A 20,053-nucleotide genomic window follows, 5' to 3' on the forward strand; every position below is an offset into this window, starting at 1 on the left:
ACTCCGAGGGCGATCGGGTAGCCAACCCGCGCTACCTGCAGCGTTCGGAGCGAAAGCTAAAACGGCTCAATCGGCGGGTTCACAAAAAGCCTAAAGGCTCTAACAACCGCCGTAAGGCGGTCAACCGGCTAGGCCGCCAGCACCTTAAGGTTCAGCGCCAGCGTCAAGACTTCGCCGTCAAGCAGGCGAGGTGCGTGGTGACATCGGCAGATGTCGTGGCGTTTGAGGCTTTGAACGTGCGCGGCTTGGTCCGCAACCGTCACTTGGCCAAGTCCATCTCGGATGCGGCTTGGTCGCAGTTCGCGCGCTGGTTGCAGTATTTCGGGCAGGTTTTCGGCAAGGTGGTTATGGCGGTCCCACCGCAATACACCAGCCAGGACTGCTCAGCCTGTGGGGCGCGGGTCTCCAAGACCCTAAGTACCCGAACCCACCAGTGTCCGAGCTGCGGCACGACCTTGGACCGCGATGAAAACGCAGCCCTTAACATCTTGCAGCAAGGGCTGCGACAAGCAGGTGCAGATGCAACTAGGGCCGGGCAGGCCCGAAGTCACGCTTTGGGAGAGGAGACCGCTACGCCGCTCGGTGAGAGCCGGGCGGCGCAAGTTTTGTCGCCGAACCAAGAATCCGCTAGCTCAGCCACTGGCGGCTAGCGGAGTGTCAACGGACCACGCCATCGGCCCTATAGGGCGACAGGCGCGGCAGGGCAAGCGCCAGCAGCAGCGGCGGGACGGCTGACAGCACCAGGATGGGAACGTAGCTTCCGAACGCCTCAAACCCGAGCGCGAACAGGTACGGTCCGGCGGTGGTCGCCGCGACCGAGACAGTCGTTGCCCAGCCTTTGATTTCACCCAGAGCCGTCCGTCCGAAATAGTGCGCGTACGCGCTTCCTTGAATTACCCCCTTCATGCCCTGTGCCAGACCGGAGACGGTTCCGTAGGCCCACATCCAGGCCAAGCTCGTGGTATAGACCGGAAGCACCAGCGAGACGCACAACAGCAGCAGCATGAGGGCGAGGAGCCAGCGCGGCTCGACGCGGTCCATGGCGTAGCCCGTAGCAGATTGGCGCCAGCGCTGACAATGCCCAGGGGCGCAAACACGGCAACCGCCGTTTCGGCATTCAGACCGCCCGTTTGCTGCATGATGTCGAAGTGGTGGAAGGTCAAGCCCGTGGCCAGCGCCGAGACAAACGCATCGCCCAGCGTGAACGCCCAAAACACCAGGCTGCGGCGGGCTTGGGCAGCTGTGTAGTGAGCTTCGCCATCTGAGGTGGCAGCGCTGTCCCCAGCAGGGGAGGGCGCGAGTTGCAGGCCAAACAGCTCCGGCGATCCCCGAAACAGCAGCGCGCCGACGGGCAAAATGGTGGCAGCAACCGCTACCCCCAACAGGCGGTAAGCTTGGCGCCAGCCCACCTGGCTGATGAGCGCTTCAATGCCGCGCGGCAAAACGGCAATGCCAATGGCAAAGCCCAAACTGGCAATGCCCACTGCCAAACCGCGGCGCCGGCGAAACCAAATGTTGATGGCGTGCAGGCTGACCAGCGTGAGGGCGCCTTGGCCCAGTCCGCGAACGAGCAAAAAGCCCAACGTTAGCGCGAGCAGGCCGCCCACCCAGCTCATGCCGGCGCACGCGATCGCCAAGCCCGCCGAGACCAGCGTCACAGTCGGCCGGGGCCCAAAGTGATCGGTAAAGCGCCCGACAAAAAGCGCCCGACAAAGGGTAGGGCCAAGGACCCACCCAGCGTCCCCAGGGCGTAGGCCAACGACACTTGCGATCGCGGCAGCCCCAGATCGGCCACAATGCGATCAACAAAAACCGACACCCCCACTGTCTGGCCGGGGGTGGTCATAATCGTTCCTAACGTGCCCGCCAGCAGCACGATCCAGCCGTAGTAAATCGGCGATCGCGCCACCAGTGGGCTGTAGAGCGAGCGGGAACGAGGCAATTCGGTCAAGGATGGGCTACCTAGCGGTTGCGCCGCAGCCCATCCTACCGACCGGCGGGACGAGCGCTACCTAGCGCGTGCCGTTGGTGAAGTTGTAGCCCACCCCCACCAAGATGCCGGCCTCAGTATCGTCGCCAAACCCGATGTTGACGGCGGCGTTGGCCGTGAAGCGGGACGATAGCGGAACGTCGATGCCGCCGGTGAGCAATAGCCCGGCATCGCTGCTGCTTTCATCATCACCGGTAAAGAACGCCCCACCCCCGAGGTAAGGCCCGTAGGCGACCGGCTGGTTGCCCGGCGTGCCGGTACGCAGCGGGAAGTCGTAGGTCAGGGGCAAAGTTACGGTCGCGTTGTCAAAGCCATCGTTAAACAGTAGGGCCGGCCGCAGCGACAGCTGTTGGGTGAGCCCGATTTTGGAGTTGAGCGCAAAGCCGCCATCGCCCAATCCCGAGTCACCCAGGCCGATGTTGCCGCCAACGCCAATGTAGCTAGACCCCGATTGGGTAGGGCGGCCCACCGACGGTTCGCGATCTTGGGCAAGCTGGGCCGTTTGGGACTCGCTGGGGGGCGAATCCAGGCTGGCTGGTTGGGTGCTGCTGAGGGCCTGGGGCGAAGCGGCTGCGCTGCCAGCCCAGCTGGCGGCGGCGCTCGCTGCTACGATGAGCGCCACCCTCTGCAGCGGCCGCTTCTGGCACGCGGTCGGGAATACCATGTCACTCCTCACAACAACAGCAATCGTGCCGGTGGCTGCCCGGCAGCCAGCCCAATCGTATCGCGCCCGCTTCCCATGGCAGCAGTACCGCAGCTGAGCGAGCGCCTGCAGGCGTGGTACCGCAACGGCAGCTACTTTTCCTTCCAAGGCGATCGCTGGTTCTATCGCGAGGCGGGGGATGGGCCGCCTTTGCTGTTGCTGCACGGCTACCCCACGGCCTCCTGGGGCTTTCACAAGGTATGGCCTCGCCTGACGCAGCGGTTCCGCGCGATCGCGCCGGACTTGTTGGGGTCGGGCTTTTCCGACAAACCGCTAGGCGGTCGTTACGACATTGCCTCCCTAGCCGATGGCGTGGAGGCGCTGTTGCAAGCGCGAGGCGTCCGAGCGCCCCATGTGCTGGCCCACGCCTACGGCGTCACGACCGCGCAAGAGTTGTTGGCGCGCCACTTGGCCGGCGGCGGGCTGCCGCTGCGCTCGGTCTGCTTTGTCAACGGCGGCCTGTTCCCGGAGGGATCGCACCCCACGCCCTTGCAGCGGTTGCTCATGACGCCGCCCGGTCGCCTCATTGCCCGCTGGGGACCGACGCCGTTTCGCACCTTTAGCCGCAAGCTGGCGCGCAACTTCGGCCAACCGCCCAGCGAGGCCGAGCTGCGCGAGCTGTGGCAGTTGCTGCGGTTTAACGGCGGCGATCGCGTGGTCCCGGAGGTGCTGCAATACCTCAAGGAGCGCTACGCTCAGCGCGAGCGGTGGGTAGGCGCGCTCGCGCAGGCTGACATTCCGCTGCGGCTGATCAACGGTGCTGCAGATCCGGTATCGGGGACCGACATCCCGCGCCTGTGGCAGCAAACCGTGCCCAATGCGGACCTCGTCCAGCTCGACCCGGGCATTGGGCACTATCCACCGCTAGAAGACCCAGAGGGAACGCTCGCGGCGTTTTTGGCGTTCGTTGACGCTATCGAGGCGTAGCCGCCCACTGATAGAGCGCCTTGCCTGGATCCGCGAGCTCGGCTAGCGCGGTGTAGTAACGCGCGCGCCAGGTCTCGGCGCCTAGGCTCGCAAACAGCATCAGGTTGAGCGGGTACTCGCCGCTGTCGGTGCAGCGGCGAACGTCATCGCGGAACAGAAACAGGGGCTTGTCGCAGGCGATCGCCATGCCCACTTCCACGCAGACGCCCTCATCCGGCGGCACGCCGTTGAGCACTGCCAGCACGCCATCGGCGTTGAGGGTGTCTTGCTTGTCCGCGACCGCCACCCGGTGGGCCCATTGGGGGTCGCTCGCCTCAAGCTGATTGTTGCGCGCGAACGGTTCCCAGACCGTGAGACCGAGCGATTCGAGCTGCTGCACGAGCGGCGGCAGGCAGGGATCGCGCTCCAGCGCGGAGAAGCCATAGGGGTGGGCCAGATAGAGGGTTTTGCCCATGGGCGAATGGGCCGGTTCGTTGGCCTGAACTTGAGGGAGGCCGGCTAGCTAGGCATCCGTCTCCCTTGGCGGCTGGCGCGGGCCGGGCTGGGATCGCTCGGCTGTTGTGGGGTGCGAGACGCCGGCAAATTCGGAGCGATTGACAATGCGCTGGAACATGTAGCCCGTCCCGCGCTCGGTCAGGATTAGCTCCGGTTGCTTGGGGTCGTTCTCAATTTTGCTGCGCAGGCGCGAGACGTGGACGTCCACCACGCGCAAATCGCTCTGGCGTTGGGGCGGATACCCCCAAACGGTCTCTAGGATTTCGGCGCGCGAGATCGACTCGCCCGAGCGGCTCACCAGCAGCTCTAGCAGGCTGTATTCTTTGCCCGTCAGCCGCATTTGCTCGCTGTCGATGTAGAGGCGGCGCTTGTTGGTATCCAAGCAGAGCCGGCCGACGCGGATAATGCCGGAGCTGGGAAGCTGGCTCCCTTCGCGATCGCGAAAGCGCCGCAGCACCGAGCCGATGCGCGCTTCCAGCTCCTTGGGCGAGAAGGGCTTGGTCAAGTAGTCATCCGCCCCAATCTGCAGGCCGTTGATGCGATCGGCCACATCGCCCAAGGCCGTAAGCATGATGACGGGGACATCCGACTGCTTGCGCAGCTCTCGGCAGACGTAGTAGCCGTCCCCGTTGGGCATCATGATATCCAGCACGATCAGATCCGGTGCTTGCTCGCTAAAGGCTGCTAGCGCCCGCTCGCCGTCGGCAGCGGTGGCGACTTCGTAGCCCACCATGGAGAGGCGCGTCTGGAGGATCCGGCGGACGGCATCCTCATCGTCGACCACCAGGATCTTGTCTGCCGCTTCGCTCACCTTGGCACTCCTTAAGCCTGCGCCTTGGCAACCCTACCGCGATGGCGCTTGTGCAAGGCGACCCCTGCAGAAGCGCGATGGGGGAACTTGGGGAGCAGATGGCTGCTTTCCGCTCGTGCTGCCGCCCGAGCGGCTCGCTCGTTATCAAAATGATAACGCTTTGGCGCCCCCGATCCCAACCGGTCGCCGAGACCACTTCAGCAGTCAACGCGCCGCAGCGCGCCCGGCGCGACCGATTTTAAGGTTTTTAACACTTAGGGCGCTGTGGCTTTGGATTTCGTTTAGGTTCAACGGATTAACGCAGTGGCGCCCAGCCATTCTGGATAGGCTGATCGGCACTAGCTTTAGCGCGCGGGTGAGGGCCCTTGGCGCCCCCATGTGGCTATGGCCAATCCGTTCCTTGGCGTCAGAATTCCGCCCGAGCTGGAGGGCGCGATCGCGGATCGCATGGCCGAAACGGGCGAGTCCAAATCCGCCATTGTGGTGGCCGCCCTGCAAGCCTATTTGGGAACGGCGCCCTGCCGGGAGCGCTTGAGCGCGATCGAGCAGCGGCTGAGTGAGGTAGAGGCCTTGGCCGCCGAGATTAAGCAACTGCAAGAGCACCAACAGCCGCCGCCATCCCACCCACACCGCGAAGGCGGCAAGGCAGAACGGTCGCATTGCCCTTAGGATCGCGATCGCGCGATGGGGCGATGGGAGCGTTGCTCGGATTTGCCAATCTCAACAAGCCCGCCGGGGTCAGCTCGCACGATTGCATCAACCGGGTACGGCGCAGCCTGGGCATCAAGCGCGTCGGGCACGGGGGCACCCTGGATCCGCTGGCGACGGGCGTCCTGCCGGTTGCCGTCGGGCGGGCAACCCGGCTGTTGCGCTTTTTGCCCGAAGGCAAAGCCTATCGCGCCACGATCCGGCTGGGGGTGCGCACGGCAACGGACGACCTGGAAGGGGAGGCGCTCGAGCGCCAGCCCGTGCCTGCCCTCGATGCCGAGACCATCGCCGCTACGCTCGCCCGTTCTGAAGGCGAGATCGCGCAGCAACCGCCGGCCTACAGTGCCATCAAGCAGCACGGCAAGCGCGCTTACGAGCTGGCCCGAGCCGGCCAGGCCGTGGCCATCCCCGCGCGCACCGTGCGCCTGGATCGGATCCGGTTGCTGGATTGGCGGGTTGCGCCCCAGCCCGAGCTCAAGGTTGCCATTGACTGCGGCCCTGGCACCTACGTGCGCGCGCTCGCGCGGGATGTGGGCGCGGCCCTGGGAACGGTGGGAACGCTAGCCGCGCTCGTGCGCACTGCCAGTTGCGGCTTTGAGCTGGAACAGAGCGTACCGCCCGAGCAGCTCGAGCGCCAAGCAAGCGAAGGCAGCGTGGCGCTGGTGCCGCCCGAGCGGGGCCTGGCTCACTTGGCAGCCGTGGTTTTGCCATCGCGCGAGGCCCGGCGCTGGTGCCAGGGGCAAACGCTGGCCCAGCCAGCCTCCATCGGCCAGCCCGGCGCGTTCGTCCGGGTGCAGGATGAGGGGGGAGGGCTGCTGGGCATTGGCAAGCTGGCCGCAGCGGAGACGCTGCTGCTCAAACCGGAGGTCGTGCTGGCCCCGGGCTAACCCAACCCAGCGGCGCGCGATCGCAGGCATTAGGATTGAGGGCGCACGCCCCGTCAGCTCTACCCATGGCCGCGCAAACTGCCCCGTTCGGGACCTGGCGCTCCCCCATTACCGCCGAGGCGATCGTCTCGGACGCCATCCGCCTAGGCGGAGTCGCACCCGATGGCGGCGACCTGTACTGGCTGGAAGGCCGCCCTGCCGAGGGCGGGCGCTATGTGCTGGTGCGCCGCACGCCCGAGGGTGGCGTTGCGGACGTGACGCCTGCTCCCTACAACGTCCGCACCCGCGTCCACGAGTACGGCGGCGGGGCGTTCCTGGTAGCAGCGGGCACGATTTATTTCGTCCACTTTGACGACCAGCGCCTGTACTGGCAGCGCCCCGAGGGAACCCCGCAACCGCTGACCGAACCCGCCGATCGCTGCTACGCCGATTTTGTCCTGGATCGCGGGCGCCAGCGCCTGGTTAGCGTCTGCGAGGACCGCAGCGACCCCGAGCGAGAGCCCACCAACACCCTCGCCAGCATCGATTTGCGCACTGGTGCGGTGGCCCCCTTGGTCGCTGGTAGCGACTTCTATTCGGCGCCGCGCCTGAGTCCGGACGGGGCATGGCTGGCTTGGGTCAGTTGGAACCATCCCCACATGCCGTGGGACGGAACGCGGCTCTGGGTGGCACTGGTGGCAGCGGATGGCGCCCTGGGCGAGGCGCGCTGCGTCGCCGGTGGAGAGGCCGAGTCGGTGTGCCACCCGCAATGGTCGCCAGCGGGCGAGCTCTACTTTGTCAGCGATCGCAGCAATTGGTGGAACCTCTACCGCCAGCGTCCGGACGGCACGGTGGCCTGCGCCTGCGAGCGGGCGGCCGAGTTTGGGGTACCCCACTGGGTCTTTGGCCAGTCGCCCTATGCCTTCCTATCGGCCCAGGAGGCGATTTGCACCTACACCCAGCAGGGCTACTGGTACCTGGCGACCCTGGATCTGGCCAGCGGAGCGCTCTCGCCCATCGAGACCCGCTATACCGATATTGGGTCGCTGCATGCAACCGCTGAGGGGGCCGCGTTCGTCGGCAGCTCGCCCACCGAGTTTGCCAGCGTCGTGTCCTGGCACCGCGGCAGCGGCACCCAAACTGTGCTGCGGCAAGCCAGCTCGCTGGCGGTCGAGGCGGGCTATCTCTCGGTCCCCGAGGCGATCGCGTTCTCCACCGAGGGCGGGCAGACCGCCTATGCCTGGTTCTACCCGCCGCAGAACCGCGACTACCGCGGCCCCGAGGGCGAGCGCCCCCCGCTGCTGGTCAAAAGTCACGGCGGGCCCACCGCCGCCAGCTCGGCCGCGCTGGATCTGCGCATCCAGTACTGGACCAGCCGGGGCTTTGCCTTCGTCGATGTCAACTACAGCGGCAGTACCGGCTACGGGCGCGACTACCGCCAGCGGCTCTACGGCAACTGGGGGATTGTCGACGTCCGCGACTGTGCCGAGGCGGCGCGGTACCTGGCCCGGCAAGGCCGGGTCGATGGCGAGCGCCTGGCCATTCGCGGCAGCAGTGCCGGCGGCTACACCACCCTGGCCGCGCTGACCTTCGAGAGCGCGTTTCGGGCAGGGGCGAGCTACTACGGCATCAGCGATCCCGAAGCGCTGGCCCAAGAGACGCACAAATTCGAATCGCGCTATCTGGATTTGCTCATTGCCCCCTATCCCCAGCACCGCGATGTCTACCAGGCGCGATCGCCCATCGCGCACGCGCAGCAGCTCGCCTGTCCGGTCATTTTCTTCCAGGGGCTCGAAGATCGCATCGTGCCGCCCAACCAGGCCGAGCGCATGGTGGAGGCGTTGCGCGCTAAAGGCATTCCAGTGGCCTACGTGCCGTTTGAGGGCGAGCAGCACGGCTTCCGCCGCGCCGACAACATCAAGCGCGCCCTCGAGGCCGAACTGTACTTTTACGGGCGCATCTTCGGCTTCGAGCCGGCCGATGCCATCGCCCCCGTCGCGATTGCCAACTTGGGCACTGGCGCCAGCAACGCATAAAGCGAGCTGCCCGCTGCGGGCAGCTCGCTCAACTCGAGACTGAGCGCGGCGTTAGTAGTCGAAGTCACCGCCGCCACCGGCGCTCGAGGAGGCTTTCTCCTGTTCTTTTTCCACCACAATGCACTCGGTGGTGAGGACCATGCTGGCGATGCTGGCCGCGTTTTGCACCGCCGAGCGGGTGACCTTAGCCGGATCGATGACGCCGGCTTGGTACATGTCGCCGAACTCGTTGTTGGCGGCGTTGTAGCCTATATTGAAGTCCTTCGACTTCACGCGCTCGGCAATCACGGCGCCGTTTTGGCCGGCATTCTGGGCGATGCGCTTGAGCGGTGCCGTCAGCGCCCGGCAGACGATCATGGCCCCGGTGAGCTCCTCACCGTTGAGGTTGGATTTGGCCCATTGCTCCAGATCGGGGGCAATGTGGGCCAGGGTGGTACCGCCGCCGGGGACGATGCCTTCCTCCACAGCGGCCTTGGTGGCGTTGACGGCGTCTTCCAGGCGCAGCTTGCGATCGCGCATCTCGGTCTCGGTGGCCGCACCCACTTTAATTACGGCCACGCCACCGGCGAGCTTGGCGAGGCGCTCTTGTAGCTTCTCGCGCTCGTAGGAGGATTCGGTGTCTTCCAGCTGGCGCCGGATCTGCTCGCAGCGCTTGCTGACATCTGGGTTGTCCCCCTCGGCCACGATGGTGGTGTTCTCGCGCCCCACCGTGACGCGGCGGGCCGTCCCCAGCATGTCGGTGGTGGCGTTTTCTAGTGTCAGCCCGGCGTCCTCGGTGATGACCTGACCGCCGGTGAGCACGGCGATGTCCTCGAGCATCTGCTTGCGGCGATCGCCAAAGGCCGGTGCCTTGACGGCGGTGACGTTCAGCACGCCGCGCATGCGGTTGACCACCAGCGTGGCCAGGGCTTCTTTTTCAATGTCCTCGGCAATGATGAGCAGCGGCTTGCCCGAGCGCGAGACCTGCTCCAGGATGGACACCAAATCCTGGATGACCGTGATTTTCTTGTCGGTAATCAGCAGCTGCGGCTCGTCCAGAACCGCCTCCATGCGCTCGTTGTCGGTGACGAAGTAAGGCGAGATGTAGCCCTTATCGAAGCGCATGCCCTCGGCAACGTCCAGCTCGGTGGTCATGGACTTGCCTTCCTCGAGCGAGATTACGCCCTCGCGGCCGACGCGATCCATGGCCTGGGCGATCATCTCGCCCACTTCCTGGTCGTTGCCGGCCGAGATGGCGCCCACCTGGGCGACGGAGTTAGAGTCCGAGATCTGGCGCGCGTGCTTGCCGATTTGCTCGACCACGTACTCGGCCGCTTTGTTGATGCCGCGCTGCAGCGAGACGGCATTGGCACCGGCTGCGACATTGCGCATGCCTTCTTTGACCATGCCGTGCGCGAGCACCACGGCCGTGGTGGTACCGTCACCGGCGTTGTCGTTGGTTTTGGAAGCGGCTTGCCGGATGAGCGAGACGCCCGTGTTTTCGATGCGATCTTCGAGCTCGATTTCCTTGGCGATGGTGACGCCGTCGTTGACAATCTGGGGCGCGCCGTACTTGCGCTCGAGGACGACGTTGCGCCCCCGCGGCCCCAGGGTGACTGCCACTGATTCGGTCAGCAGATCGATGCCTCGCTCCAGGGCACGGCGGGCTTGGTCGTTGTAGATGATGGATTTAGCCATAGTTCGAATCTTCCCTGCACTTCACTGCACTGCGGGCTTGAGCCGGTCGGACGAGCGCGCTACTCGACGCTGGCCAGAACGTCTTTCTCCGAGAGCAGGACGTAATCGTCGCCGCCCAGCTTGATGTCGGTTCCGGCGTATTTGGAGTAGAGGACCTGGTCGCCCACTTTGACCTCAGGGGCGGTGCGGCTGCCATCGTCGTTGTGCTTGCCGGGCCCGACGGCGACCACTTCGCCCACCTGGGGCTTCTCTTGCGCCGTGTCGGGCAGCACAATACCGCCGGAGGTTTTCTCTTCGGAGGGACTGACTTTGACAAAGACGCGATCGGCTAGGGGCTTAACGGTGGAGACGCTTAGGGATACGGTTGCCATAGGAACCTCGCTTGCAGAACTGCCGACTCGGTTAGCACTCTCGTTTTCTGAGTGCTAATCTACCCGAGCGCCGTTGGTGATCGCAACAAACGGGGTTGTACGGGTTCCCGAACCGGACGGCCGCCGCCATTGGTGCGGCAGTTATGGGGTCCATCGCCGCCGATTGGCATGAGGCGCCTGGCGGCGATGGGGAGAACCGGCATGGGCATTGCCCCGGGTAGCCCTCAAGGAGGACCGGCGCTAGAGAGGCCCCAACGCGCAACGTGGGGTGGCATACCATTGCGGTATGGAGCAACGGCGCCCCAGGGGGATGACAGGCAGCGCCATCCGGCAGGCACCGCAAATTTTGCTCGTCGATGACGACGAGAACCTGCTCGTTTTAATCCAGGATTATTTGGGCTTCCGCGGTTACGAGGTTGTCGCGGCCAAAAGCGGCGGCGAAGCCCTGCAACTGCTGTCGCGCCAAATCCCGGACATGATTGTCTGCGACGTTCTCATGCCCGGCATTGATGGGTACGAGTTTGTCGAGCGGGTGCGGCAAGATGCGCGCACGAGCTGGCTGCCGGTGCTGTTCCTAACGGCCAAAGACAGCAGTCAGGACCGGGTCAAGGGGCTCAATCGGGGCGCGGATGTCTACATGGCCAAGCCGTTCGAGCCGGAGGAGCTGGTGGCGCAGGTGGAGTCATCGCTGCAGCAGACCCACCGCCTGCTCCAGCGCAACGAGCGTGACGGTGACGGGCGCGAGGCCGCGCCCGTGCCGCCCAACGTCCGCCTGACGCGCACCGAAACCCGCGTGGTTCGTTGGGTGGCCCAAGGACTGTCCAATCGCGACATCGCGCAGCAGCTCAACATCAGCCAGCGGACGGTCGAGAGCCACGTCTCCAACATGCTCAACAAAATGCGCCTGCACAATCGCACCGAGCTGGCGCGCTGGGCGATCGAGGCCAACGTCGCGCTGTGAGGGGCGCTAGCCTGGCAATCGCTGCTTGAGCGTTTTGATGCTTTGGTAGAGCTCGGGCAAGCGGCGATAGATCGCACTAACGCGCAGAAACAGCGAGTGGGGCAGCAATGGGTAGCCCGAGACCACCTGGCCGGCCCCGACATTGCTAGTGACCCCAGCCTTGGCCGTGGCCACTGCCCCGTCACCAACGTGGGCTTGGTTGGCGACGCCCACTTGCCCGCCCAGCAGCACGCGGTTGCCAATGGTGACGCCGCCCGCCAGCCCCACTTGGGACGCTAGCGCGCACGCCTCCCCAATGCGGCAGCCGTGGCCGATCTGGACGGCATTGTCAATTTTGGTGTTGCGGCCGACTCGCGTCTCCCCCACCGCCGGGCGATCAATGTTGCTGTTGCAGCCCACCTCAACCCCAGCTTCCAAAACCGTCCGCCCGGATTGGGGCATTTTGTACCAGCCCTGGGCCGTCTGCACGAACCCAAACCCCTCGCCGCCGATGGTGGCCCCGCTGTGAATGACGCAGTCGGGCCCAATGCAAGCGCGCTCCTCGACAACGCAGTTGGCATGCAACACGCTCCGCTCGCCCACCTCGGCCTGCGGATAGACAACAGCACCCGGATGAACGCGCACCCCCTCACCCAGGGTGGCACCCGCTTGGATGACCGCACCGGCGCCCACGGCAACGTCTTGGCCCAGGGTCGCGCTGGGATCGATGCTGGCGCTGGGATGGCAGTGCGGCGCGGGCTGGAAGGGCCGGTAGAACAGGGCGATGGCCTGCGCGAAGGTCAGTCGCGGCTGCTCGGAGGCGACCCAGGCAAGCCCGCGATCGCTGGCCTGCTGCTGTAGGGCGGTTTGGGCCGGCAGTACCAGGGCGCTCGCCGCCGTTGTTGCTACCCTATCGGCAAAGGCGTCGCCTTCGATGTAGCTGAGCGTCCCGGGGACCGCCGCATCGATCGCGGCCACGCCGGCGATGTCGGGGTCGCTGCCGCGATCGCAGGCAAGCGCGCCGCCGGCTGCCTCGCTCAACTGCCGCGCAATCTCGCTGAATTTCATCGCTTGCCATCCCAGCCGGCCATGGCGCGCCCGGCCAACCAACCGGTCGTCCAGGCGTTTTGGAAATTAAAGCCGCCCGTAATGGCGTCAATATCGATGGCCTCGCCCGCCCAGTAGAGGCCCGGGCAGCGGCGGCTCGCCATGGTTTTAAAGTCGATCTCCTTGCGCTCGACGCCCCCGCAGGTGACAAACTCATCGGCGTAGGGGCGCCGGCCGCCAATGGCGTAGTGGCCCTGTTTGAGCTCGGCAACGAGCCGCTCCAGCTGCCGCTTGGACAGCTCGGCCCAGCGTTGGGTGGGCTGCGCGCCGGCGGCTTGGAGTAAGTTGCGCCACAGCCGCTTGGGCAGCGCGACGGCGTTCTGGCGGGTGAGCTGGCGCTGGGGGGTTTCGGTTTTGAGGGCGAGCAGTCGCTGCCGCAGGGTTTCGGCGTCCTGTTGGGGCACCCAATCGATGGCCAGCGGCAGGCGGTAGCGGCAGTCGTGGAGCACGCGCGCGCCCCAGGCGGAGAGCTTGAGCGCGGCCGGACCGCTTAGGCCCCAGTGGGCGATCAAAAGCGATCCCGTCTGCGGTTGCAGGGACCGACCGTGCCCCAGCAGGCGCAACCTGACCGGATCGACGGTAATGCCTGCCAGCTCGGCCAGGCGCGCGTCGTCGACGCGAAACGAAAACAGCGACGGCACCGGCGGCCGGACGGTGTGGCCCAAGTGGCGGGCCCACCGATAGCCGCAGGCACTGCTGCCGGTCGCAATGGCGAGGCGATCGCAGCGCAAGGGCCCGCCCGGTTTGAGATCCAGCTCAAACCGGCCGTGTTGGGTCTCGGCCGGCGATCGCACGGCTTGCACGCGAGTGCCTGCCTGCCAAGCGACTCCCGCTTGCTGCGCCTGGTGCAACAGGCAGCGCACGACCGTTTCCGAGCTGTCAGTGGTGGGGAACATGCGCCCGTCGGCCTCGGTTTTGAGCGGCACGCCGCGCGATTCAAACCAGGCCACGGTGTCCCGGGGCTGGAACCGCGAGAATGGCCCGCGCAGCTCGCGATGGCCGCGCGGGTAAGCCTGCACCAGGCGGGCCGGGTCGAAGCAGTGGTGGGTGACGTTGCATCGCCCGCCGCCCGAGATGCGCACCTTGGTCAGCGGCTGCCGCGCCGCCTCCAGCAGCGTGACGGCCATGGCTGGATTGGCTTCGGCGCAGGCAATGGCACCGAAGAACCCGGCCGCGCCACCGCCGATGAAAATGGCATGCGGGCGCTCAGCCAAACTCGCTCGCCGCCGCTAGCAACGCGGCTCGCTCACTCAGCCTCAAAATCTTCCTTCTCGGCCCCGCAAACCGGACAAGTCCAATCGTCAGCCAGGCTGTCGAATGGGGTCCCCGGCTCGATGCCGCTATCGGGATCGCCCTCATCCGGGTTGTAGACGTAGCCGCAGACCGAACAAACGTAGTTTTGCATCGCGTTCTCCTCACCCAGCTCGGCGCGGGTTGGCTCTATCTTAATTGGGGGCGGTCCCCCAAATCGCTAAGATGCAGGTAGCATCGGTTTAGGACGGCTGGGACATCTTATGACATCGCAAGCCACTGCTTCCGCGCAAGCCGAGATGAGCGAGCTCCGGCGGCTGAAGGGGCTGCTGCCGCCCGAGCTGCAGAGCTGGGTCATGGTCGAGGGGACCACCGAGGTCAATCCGCCGCTCGTTCGCAGCGAAGAAATTGGCAAAGACGAAATCGAAATTCAAATCGATCTGGCCAAGTGGGAAAACCTGGCGATCGACCAGCGCAACCTCCTGTTCTGGCACGAGGTGGCCCGCATCCAGAACGATACGGTCCCTAAAGAGGGTTGGGAAATGGCGGCCCTGGCAATCGGGCTGGGCGGTGCTGTCGGCGAGCTTTGGGTGCAGGACGGACTGCTGCTGCTGCTCGCGCTCGGCTTGTGTGGGGTCTCGGGGTATCGCCTCTGGCAGAAAAACAACAGCAAGCGCGCCATTGACGAGGCGATTGAGGCCGATCGCAAGGCCATCTCGCTGGCAACGCGCTTTGACTACACGCTGCCCAATGCCTACAAGAGCTTGGGGAGCGCGCTAAAAAAGCTCATCGAGCAAACCCCCAACGCCCGCCAGCGCAAAAAATACGAGGAACGCTTGCAGGCCCTGCGCAAAAGCGCCTCGCAAGCTAAAGCCCAAATGAAAACCGAGCAACAGCAGCAAGCAGGGACCCCAGCCGAGTCGCCGCTGGAGGAACCCGAGCGCGTACCGCGCCAGCGCCGCCGCGAGGGCGAGCCCGAGCAAAACCTTCAGAGCTGACCGAGGGTCTTGTGGGTCTGCGGCACGACGCGCACGCGAGCGAGCGTACGCTTGAGCTCGGCCTGCCAAGTCAGCATTTGCTCGGCCGCAGGCGGTGCCAGCTCGCCGGCCGGTAGCGGCTCGGCCAGCGGCGTGACGGGTTGCAGAAAGACCTCAATGGCCGGATCGACACTGGCAACCAGGCGAGCTGCCTGCGCCAGCTCGTCAGGATCGGTGCGCTCGGCAACAATCAGCTTGACGAATGCGGTGACCCCGGCTGCGTGGCAGCGCTGCAAGGATGCCTGATGCGCGTGCCAGCGCCGCTCGCCGCTGGTACTGGGCAGCTTGATGTCCATGCCGACTGTATCGAGCAGCGGCAGCAGCCGCGAGAGCGCTTGGGGGCGGTGGCCGCCCGTTTCTAGATAGACCGGCAGCTGCGCAATCGTGATCGCCTCGGGCAAAAAGGCCTGCAGGAAGCGGGCTTGCAGTAGCGGTTCGCCACCGGTGAGGCTAATGCTGTCGTGGAGGTGGGGCTGGGCTTGCTGCATCACCCACGCCAGCAGCTGCCCCTGCGAAACCGGATTGGAGTGCGCTTCGAAGTTCCGCCGGCCGGGCGTCTGCTCGATGCGGCAGCTCGCGCTCGCGTGCCAAGTGTGAGCGCTGTCGCAAAAATGGCAGCGCAGGTCGCAACCGGCCAGGCGGATAAAAATTTGGCGCGCCCCCACCTGGGCGCCTTCCCCTTGAATGGCCGAGAAAACCTCGACCAAATTGGCCCTGAGCTCGCCGCTGGCTGTCATGGCGCGGCCCCCCTTAAAGCGACTGATGCAAGATGAGGCGATTCCCGCCCGGATCGTAGGCGTAGGTCTCGCGACCGTGGGAAGCCTCCGTAATGGGCGCAGGCGGCGGATGGCCCAAACGCTCGCAACAGGCGATTGCGCCCTCTAAACTAGCAACTTCCAGGCACAGGCTCATGCCGCTCCCGGCGGATTGGCTGAATTCTGCCCGATGCGAAGCGCGGGGGACAAAAATGCCCAGCCGCAGGCCGCAAACGGCAAACTCGGCGTACCGCCCGGGTAGGTAGGGATGGGGATCTTGGGCCAGTAACTGGCGGTAGAACGGTACCAGCGCCTCGAGTTGAGGGCTCGCCAGCGTTACCAGCGCTGCTTGGGGGTGCAGGGCCATGCGCGATCCCTCAATCGTTGCGCGTCAGGATCTCCACCCCCGAGTGCGTAACGGCAAGCGTATGCTCGAATTGCGCCGAAAGCTTGCGATCTTGGGTCACCGCAATCCAGCCGCCTTCGAACACTTCCGTTTCGTGGGTGCCTTCGTTGATCATGGGCTCGATGGTAAAGGCCATCCCGGGGCGGAGCCGCTTGCCCTTGCCGCGCTTGCCGTAGTGCGGTACTTGCGGGGCCGTGTGAAAGACGCGGTTGATGCCGTGGCCGACAAAGTCGCGCACCACTGAAAACCCGCGCGCCTCGGCGTATTCTTGAATGGCAGCGCCAATGTCGCCGATGCGGCCCTCCGGTTCAACCGCGGCAATGCCCTGCATGAGGCACTCCCGCGTCGTCTCCACGAGCCGCCGCGCATGCTCGGGCGGATTGCCGACCAAAAGCGTCCGCGAGGTGTCGCCGTGATAGCCGTCCAGAATGGGCGTCACGTCAATGTTGATGATATCGCCGTCTTGCAGCACCTGCTGGGCGTCGGGGATGCCGTGGCAGACAACTTCGTTGACGCTGGTGCAGATGGATTTGGGGAAGCCGTGATAGCCCAGCGGGGCGCTGGTCGCGCCGTGCGCTTGCGTCCAACGCTCGGCTTCGTCGTTGAGCTCGAGCGTGGTGACGCCAGGGGCCACCATGGACTCGAGCCGATCGAGCAAATCGGCCGCCAGCCGCCCGGCGTCGCGCATTTTATCCAGTTCTCGGTTGGAGAGCAGTGCGATCGTATCGCTTCCCATGGTGTGTCGTTGCTGCGTTCGGTATTGCCCGTTTGGGAGCAGGGCTGATTGCAGTGTACTGCAGTCCTGGCGGCCGGTTGGCGAGGCGCGCGCTCGCAGCGTCCAGCTGCTTGCCAAGCACTGCTGGGGCCCGCTATAATCCAGCACTGTTGGCGCATGCCGCCGAACGGCAGGCGCTACAGTCCCCAGTAGCTCAGCGGTAGAGCGATCGGCTGTTAACCGGTTAGCCGCAGGTTCGAATCCTGCCTGGGGAGTTGCCAGCTACCCAATCGCAGGCCGAGCGTGCAGCTTACCCAGTAGCGCATAAGCAGCTTACCCAGTAGCGCATAATGGGAAGCGGATGCTGTCGCGCATTGGTAAGGAATCAGGCCCATGGCACTATTTGGCAAGGGCAAGGGAGCAACGCTTCCCAATCCGGATGAGGCCCTCCCGGGGCGTGCCGAGGCAATGAAGGTGCCTGCCCAACACTACGTCAACGGCAATCGGCTCGAGCCACCCTTTCCGGACGGAACGGAGCTAGCTTTGTTTGGCATGGGCTGTTTCTGGGGCGCCGAGCGCGTCTTTTGGCAGCAGCCAGGCGTTTATTCCACGGCAGTGGGCTATGCTGGCGGTTACACGCCCAATCCCACCTACAAAGAAGTTTGCTCGGGCATGACCGGTCACGCCGAGGTGGTTCGCATCGTTTATTACCCTGATCGGATCGGCTACCAGGACCTGCTCAAGCTGTTTTGGGAAAATCACGATCCCACCCAAGGGATGTGCCAGGGCAACGACGTTGGCACGCAGTATCGCTCTGGCGTCTACGTTTACTCGCCGCAGCAGCGCCAGCTTGCCGAGGCTTCCCGGGCTGCCTACCAACGGGCCCTCTACGATGCCGGCCAAGGCGATATTACGACTGAGATTGCCGAGGCCCCCACGTTTTACTACGCCGAGGACTACCACCAGCAGTACCTGGCCAAAAACCCCTGGGGTTACTGCGGCCTGGGCGGCACGAACGTGGCCTTCCCGCAGGCAAGCCTGTCCGAGCTCAGCGCGTGAGCCGCCCCGCCCGGCAGCGCACGCGGATCCGCCATGCCGTCGCCATCGCACCAACGCCTCGATCCGTGGCAGCTCAAGCCGCGCTGGTGCCGGCCCTGGTCCATTCTGCTGACCGGGGCTGCCCTAGTGGGCGGAACGTGGCTGCTGGCGCGCGCTCTGGGTGACGCTGCTAGTGGCGGTTCCAGTGGCAGCTTGGTGGTGGGTGTTTTTGATCCTGTGGCCGCGCGCTGCAGCCGCTTACCTGCGCTCGGATGGCGAGGCCTCGCCGCCTGAGTCCTGAAGCGCGAGCAGCAAGCGCGCTCTTACTCGGATGGCGCGCGCCCCGCCCGGATGGCCGCCCAAAGCAGCGCGCCCCCCAGCGGGGCAGTGACAGCCAAGATGGCGCCCGTCGCCGTTGCCCCCAAATCCGGATCGCCGTAGGCCAGCTCAAAGATCGACCCCACCGCCGCGATCGCCGCAACGCAGGCCGCTGCTAGCAACGTACCGCTTTTGGCCGTCACGGACGCGCTCCTTAGCGATCGGCCTCGATGGGGCGAACGTCGCGGCTGGAGAAGCCCTGCTTGCGCAGCGTCTCGGTTAGGGCGAGGTCGTTGCTGACGCGATCGACGAACATCACGCCCTCGAGGTGATCGATCTCGTGCTGGATCGCACGTGCCAGTAGCCCGGAGGCGTTGAGCTTGCGCGGCCGGCCGCTGTCGTCTTTGAACTTGACCTCGATGGCCTGCGGGCGCGTGACCTCGAGAAAAACCCCGGGTACGCTCAGGCACCCTTCCTCCATTTGGCACAGCTCGGGGCTGTAGGACTGGATTTGGGGATTGATCAGTACTAACGGCGGTGTGGCCGAGTTGCGCGGCTCGCAGTCAATGACGATCGCCCGCTTGTTGACCCCAACTTGTGGGGCAGCCAGGCCGATGCCGCTCTCGGCGTGCATGGTTTGCAGCATGTCCTGGGCCAGCTGGCGCGTGCTTTTATCCACGCGGGCAATGCGCTTGGCCGACTGGCGCAACACCCGGTCGCCCAGGTAGTGCAACGGGAGCGGCGGTGCGCTGGCGTTGTGCTTGTCTAGGATAGCTGCAGAGCTCATAGGGAAACTGCCGCGCGACGATCGCAGCGACCTTAATATTAGTTCCTATCGTAACAGGCGCTCGAGCCGCTCACTGGGCGCGCGAGCCGTGGCTGCGAGGCGTGGCCTGCTGCGATTCGGTCGGGCCTTGCAAGGCCGAGACACTGCCGCTGGCTTGGCGGTGAGGCAGCGGCTCGCCGGCCGCTAGCGCCTGGAGGTTGGCCTCCAGAACCGGGCGCGGCTGCTCGCCTACGGCCTGCGCTTGGGGCTCGCCAGCCGCGTCCAGAAACACAAAATGCGGGATGCCATCGACGCGGTAGCGCAGCATCTCCGGCAACCACTTGTCGCTATCGACATTGAGCATGACGAAATCCACCCGCGAGCCGTAGGTTTGCCTGAGCGCATCCAGCTCGCCCGCCATCGCCTGGCACGAGCTGCACCAGTTAGCATAGAACTCCACCAGCGTGGGCTTCTGGTTCTGAGTTGCCACCTCAAGCGGTACCGAGCGCTCGGCTTGGGCTTGCAGCGAGGCCGAGTCGGCTTCGGTTCGCAGGCTCGCAAATAGCGCAACGCTTACTGCGATCGCGCCCAAGGCAATCAGGGCATTGCGCAGCCACCGGCTGCGGCGAACGGTCCCATCTGAGGGGGCAAAATCGCTCATCAGACGGCTCGGGTACTGCCTCTCAATACTCTAGCAACCCCCATGAAAAAGCGCGTCACGCTTACCTTCCCGCAAAGCAAAGTCCCCATGCCGGTGACCTATCGGCTGGCCAACGACTTCAACGTCGCCACCAACATCATTCGCGCTCAAGTCGCGCCCAATCAGGTCAGCAAGCTCGTGGTCGAGCTCTCGGGGGACATTGACGCGCTCGAGGCCGCGATCGAGTGGATGGGGGCCCAGGCGATCGGCGTCTCGCTGGCTAGCCGCGAGATCTTCATCGACGAGGATAGCTGCGTTGACTGCGGCTTGTGCACCGGCGTTTGCCCCACCGAGGCGCTCACCCTCCACCCCGAAAGCTTCAAGCTCGAGTTCACGCGCTCGCGCTGCATCGTCTGCGAGCAGTGCATCCCCACTTGCCCGGTGCAGGCCATCTCGACCAATTTTTGATAGCCGCCGGCGTGGCAGAATTGGAGGC

At 65.3% G+C, this 20,053-nt stretch carries 23 protein-coding genes, 1 tRNA gene and 3 pseudogenes; 11 read left to right on the forward strand and 16 right to left on the reverse strand.

All coding sequences use genetic code 11. The features are described 5' to 3' along the window. A partial coding sequence (locus tag BRC58_00005) for a transposase (protein PSP19536.1) occupies nt 1-650 on the forward strand: 650 nt, incomplete at its 5' end. A 7-nt stretch (nt 651-657) separates the two neighbouring features. Here the strand turns inward: BRC58_00005 and BRC58_00010 are convergent. The 3 genes from BRC58_00010 to BRC58_00020 all read right to left on the reverse strand — a co-directional run bounded on the left by BRC58_00010 (nt 658) and on the right by BRC58_00020 (nt 2,612). Beyond that, entirely contained in the window at nt 658-945 is a 288-nt protein-coding gene (locus tag BRC58_00010; GenBank protein ID PSP19537.1) for a hypothetical protein, read from the reverse strand. Next, nucleotides 903-1,772, reverse strand: coding sequence for a hypothetical protein (locus tag BRC58_00015; protein ID PSP19538.1), 870 nt, complete (start codon nt 1,770-1,772; stop codon nt 903-905). The genes BRC58_00010 and BRC58_00015 overlap by 43 nt, the downstream gene beginning before the upstream one ends. A 240-nt stretch (nt 1,773-2,012) precedes the next feature. Then, nucleotides 2,013-2,612 (reverse strand): hypothetical protein, encoded by a 600-nt coding sequence (locus BRC58_00020; GenBank protein ID PSP19539.1) that lies wholly within the window; start codon nt 2,610-2,612, stop codon nt 2,013-2,015. A 117-nt stretch (nt 2,613-2,729) separates the two neighbouring features. Between BRC58_00020 and BRC58_00025 the strand changes: the two genes are divergently transcribed. Then, complete coding sequence (locus tag BRC58_00025; protein PSP19540.1) at nt 2,730-3,620, forward strand: alpha/beta hydrolase; 891 nt, start codon at nt 2,730-2,732, stop codon at nt 3,618-3,620. On the opposite strand, the gene BRC58_00030 is transcribed toward BRC58_00025, so the two are convergent. Next, nucleotides 3,607-4,074: a nucleoside 2-deoxyribosyltransferase gene (locus BRC58_00030; GenBank protein PSP19541.1), complete on the reverse strand. Its 468-nt coding sequence runs from the start codon at nt 4,072-4,074 to the stop codon at nt 3,607-3,609. The genes BRC58_00025 and BRC58_00030 overlap by 14 nt on opposite strands. A 48-nt stretch (nt 4,075-4,122) precedes the next feature. Continuing rightward, nucleotides 4,123-4,911 (reverse strand): annotated as a pseudogene (locus tag BRC58_00035) (DNA-binding response regulator). Nucleotides 4,912-5,310: 399 nt separating this feature from the next. On the opposite strand from BRC58_00035, the pseudogene BRC58_00040 reads away from it, so the two are divergent. From BRC58_00040 to BRC58_00050, 3 genes and pseudogenes are all read left to right on the forward strand, one after another. Further along, nucleotides 5,311-5,526 (forward strand): annotated as a pseudogene (locus tag BRC58_00040) (hypothetical protein). Nucleotides 5,527-5,627: 101 nt separating this feature from the next. Further along, nucleotides 5,628-6,521: a tRNA pseudouridine(55) synthase TruB gene (locus BRC58_00045; GenBank protein PSP19673.1), complete on the forward strand. Its 894-nt coding sequence runs from the start codon at nt 5,628-5,630 to the stop codon at nt 6,519-6,521. A gap of 65 nt (nt 6,522-6,586) precedes the next feature. Continuing rightward, nucleotides 6,587-8,536, forward strand: coding sequence for a peptidase (locus tag BRC58_00050; GenBank protein PSP19542.1), 1,950 nt, complete (start codon nt 6,587-6,589; stop codon nt 8,534-8,536). A gap of 51 nt (nt 8,537-8,587) precedes the next feature. On the opposite strand, the gene groL is transcribed toward BRC58_00050, so the two are convergent. Together groL and BRC58_00060 are read right to left on the reverse strand one after the other, a co-directional pair. Continuing rightward, on the reverse strand, nt 8,588-10,213 hold the full coding sequence (gene groL, locus BRC58_00055; protein PSP19543.1) for a chaperonin GroEL: 1,626 nt from the start codon (nt 10,211-10,213) through the stop codon (nt 8,588-8,590). A 59-nt stretch (nt 10,214-10,272) separates the two neighbouring features. Next, a complete protein-coding gene (locus tag BRC58_00060) occupies nt 10,273-10,584 on the reverse strand; it encodes a co-chaperone GroES (GenBank protein ID PSP19544.1) in 312 nt (103 codons plus the stop codon). A 310-nt stretch (nt 10,585-10,894) separates the two neighbouring features. Between BRC58_00060 and BRC58_00065 the strand changes: the two genes are divergently transcribed. Next, entirely contained in the window at nt 10,895-11,545 is a 651-nt protein-coding gene (locus BRC58_00065) for a DNA-binding response regulator (protein PSP19545.1), read from the forward strand. Between the two features lie 6 nt (nt 11,546-11,551). Here the strand turns inward: BRC58_00065 and lpxD are convergent, their stop codons facing one another. From lpxD to BRC58_00080, 3 genes are read right to left on the reverse strand one after another with little or no spacing between them, the layout of a single operon-like run. Continuing rightward, nucleotides 11,552-12,592, reverse strand: a complete 1,041-nt coding sequence (gene lpxD / locus BRC58_00070; protein PSP19546.1) for a UDP-3-O-(3-hydroxymyristoyl)glucosamine N-acyltransferase — start codon at nt 12,590-12,592, stop codon at nt 11,552-11,554. Continuing rightward, nucleotides 12,589-13,824, reverse strand: coding sequence for an aminoacetone oxidase family FAD-binding enzyme (locus tag BRC58_00075; GenBank protein PSP19674.1), 1,236 nt, complete (start codon nt 13,822-13,824; stop codon nt 12,589-12,591). The genes lpxD and BRC58_00075 overlap by 4 nt, the downstream gene beginning before the upstream one ends. Before the next feature lie 53 nt (nt 13,825-13,877). Then, nucleotides 13,878-14,036, reverse strand: coding sequence for a rubredoxin (locus tag BRC58_00080; GenBank protein ID PSP19547.1), 159 nt, complete (start codon nt 14,034-14,036; stop codon nt 13,878-13,880). A gap of 109 nt (nt 14,037-14,145) precedes the next feature. On the opposite strand from BRC58_00080, the gene BRC58_00085 reads away from it, so the two are divergent. Then, nucleotides 14,146-14,880, forward strand: coding sequence for a hypothetical protein (locus BRC58_00085; GenBank protein PSP19548.1), 735 nt, complete (start codon nt 14,146-14,148; stop codon nt 14,878-14,880). On the opposite strand, the gene BRC58_00090 is transcribed toward BRC58_00085, so the two are convergent. The 3 genes from BRC58_00090 to map are packed head-to-tail and all read right to left on the reverse strand — an operon-like array spanning nt 14,871 to nt 16,816. After that, a complete protein-coding gene (locus tag BRC58_00090) occupies nt 14,871-15,656 on the reverse strand; it encodes a radical SAM protein (protein PSP19549.1) in 786 nt (261 codons plus the stop codon). The two genes, BRC58_00085 and BRC58_00090, sit on opposite strands and share 10 nt — an antisense overlap. 13 nt (nt 15,657-15,669) lie before the next feature. Beyond that, entirely contained in the window at nt 15,670-16,041 is a 372-nt protein-coding gene (locus BRC58_00095; GenBank protein PSP19550.1) for a glyoxalase, read from the reverse strand. 10 nt (nt 16,042-16,051) lie between these two features. After that, a complete protein-coding gene (map, locus tag BRC58_00100) occupies nt 16,052-16,816 on the reverse strand; it encodes a type I methionyl aminopeptidase (protein PSP19675.1) in 765 nt (254 codons plus the stop codon). 184 nt (nt 16,817-17,000) lie between these two features. On the opposite strand from map, the gene BRC58_00105 reads away from it, so the two are divergent. The 3 genes and pseudogenes from BRC58_00105 (at nt 17,001) to BRC58_00115 (ending at nt 18,134) form a co-directional block, all read left to right on the forward strand. Further along, nucleotides 17,001-17,076 (forward strand) — tRNA-Asn (locus BRC58_00105). A 112-nt stretch (nt 17,077-17,188) separates the two neighbouring features. Beyond that, nucleotides 17,189-17,854, forward strand: a complete 666-nt coding sequence (locus BRC58_00110) for a peptide-methionine (S)-S-oxide reductase (protein ID PSP19551.1) — start codon at nt 17,189-17,191, stop codon at nt 17,852-17,854. Between the two features lie 33 nt (nt 17,855-17,887). Then, nucleotides 17,888-18,134 (forward strand): annotated as a pseudogene (locus tag BRC58_00115) (hypothetical protein). Between the two features lie 22 nt (nt 18,135-18,156). Here BRC58_00115 and BRC58_00120 read toward each other — a convergent pair. The 3 genes from BRC58_00120 to BRC58_00130 all read right to left on the reverse strand — a co-directional run bounded on the left by BRC58_00120 (nt 18,157) and on the right by BRC58_00130 (nt 19,578). Beyond that, entirely contained in the window at nt 18,157-18,354 is a 198-nt protein-coding gene (locus BRC58_00120) for a hypothetical protein (protein PSP19552.1), read from the reverse strand. An 11-nt stretch (nt 18,355-18,365) separates the two neighbouring features. Then, nucleotides 18,366-18,938: a peptide deformylase gene (def, locus tag BRC58_00125; GenBank protein ID PSP19553.1), complete on the reverse strand. Its 573-nt coding sequence runs from the start codon at nt 18,936-18,938 to the stop codon at nt 18,366-18,368. 70 nt (nt 18,939-19,008) lie between these two features. Beyond that, a complete protein-coding gene (locus BRC58_00130) occupies nt 19,009-19,578 on the reverse strand; it encodes a thiol:disulfide interchange protein (protein ID PSP19554.1) in 570 nt (189 codons plus the stop codon). A 42-nt stretch (nt 19,579-19,620) separates the two neighbouring features. Between BRC58_00130 and BRC58_00135 the strand changes: the two genes are divergently transcribed. Further along, on the forward strand, nt 19,621-20,025 hold the full coding sequence (locus BRC58_00135; GenBank protein PSP19555.1) for a ferredoxin: 405 nt from the start codon (nt 19,621-19,623) through the stop codon (nt 20,023-20,025). Nucleotides 20,026-20,053: the final 28 nt, after the last annotated feature.

This window comes from Cyanobacteria bacterium QS_8_64_29 (assembly GCA_003022125.1).
GTDB lineage: Bacteria > Cyanobacteriota > Cyanobacteriia > Cyanobacteriales > Rubidibacteraceae > QS-8-64-29.

Excerpts from the sequence above, each read along its gene's own strand:
- BRC58_00065 (PSP19545.1), top strand. The coding sequence starts at position 10,895 with ATGACAGGCAGCGCCATCCGGCAGGCACCGCAAATTTTGCTCGTCGAT.
- BRC58_00080 (PSP19547.1), bottom strand. The coding sequence starts at position 14,036 with ATGCAAAACTACGTTTGTTCGGTCTGCGGCTACGTCTACAACCCGGAT.
- def (PSP19553.1), bottom strand. The coding sequence starts at position 18,938 with ATGAGCTCTGCAGCTATCCTAGACAAGCACAACGCCAGCGCACCGCCG.
- lpxD (PSP19546.1), bottom strand. The coding sequence starts at position 12,592 with ATGAAATTCAGCGAGATTGCGCGGCAGTTGAGCGAGGCAGCCGGCGGC.
- BRC58_00025 (PSP19540.1), top strand. The coding sequence starts at position 2,730 with ATGGCAGCAGTACCGCAGCTGAGCGAGCGCCTGCAGGCGTGGTACCGC.
- BRC58_00135 (PSP19555.1), top strand. The coding sequence starts at position 19,621 with ATGAAAAAGCGCGTCACGCTTACCTTCCCGCAAAGCAAAGTCCCCATG.
- map (PSP19675.1), bottom strand. The coding sequence starts at position 16,816 with ATGGGAAGCGATACGATCGCACTGCTCTCCAACCGAGAACTGGATAAA.
- BRC58_00010 (PSP19537.1), bottom strand. The coding sequence starts at position 945 with ATGTGGGCCTACGGAACCGTCTCCGGTCTGGCACAGGGCATGAAGGGG.
- BRC58_00060 (PSP19544.1), bottom strand. The coding sequence starts at position 10,584 with ATGGCAACCGTATCCCTAAGCGTCTCCACCGTTAAGCCCCTAGCCGAT.
- BRC58_00095 (PSP19550.1), bottom strand. The coding sequence starts at position 16,041 with ATGGCCCTGCACCCCCAAGCAGCGCTGGTAACGCTGGCGAGCCCTCAA.
- BRC58_00085 (PSP19548.1), top strand. The coding sequence starts at position 14,146 with ATGACATCGCAAGCCACTGCTTCCGCGCAAGCCGAGATGAGCGAGCTC.
- BRC58_00110 (PSP19551.1), top strand. The coding sequence starts at position 17,189 with ATGGCACTATTTGGCAAGGGCAAGGGAGCAACGCTTCCCAATCCGGAT.
- BRC58_00130 (PSP19554.1), bottom strand. The coding sequence starts at position 19,578 with ATGAGCGATTTTGCCCCCTCAGATGGGACCGTTCGCCGCAGCCGGTGG.
- BRC58_00030 (PSP19541.1), bottom strand. The coding sequence starts at position 4,074 with ATGGGCAAAACCCTCTATCTGGCCCACCCCTATGGCTTCTCCGCGCTG.
- groL (PSP19543.1), bottom strand. The coding sequence starts at position 10,213 with ATGGCTAAATCCATCATCTACAACGACCAAGCCCGCCGTGCCCTGGAG.
- BRC58_00050 (PSP19542.1), top strand. The coding sequence starts at position 6,587 with ATGGCCGCGCAAACTGCCCCGTTCGGGACCTGGCGCTCCCCCATTACC.
- BRC58_00090 (PSP19549.1), bottom strand. The coding sequence starts at position 15,656 with ATGACAGCCAGCGGCGAGCTCAGGGCCAATTTGGTCGAGGTTTTCTCG.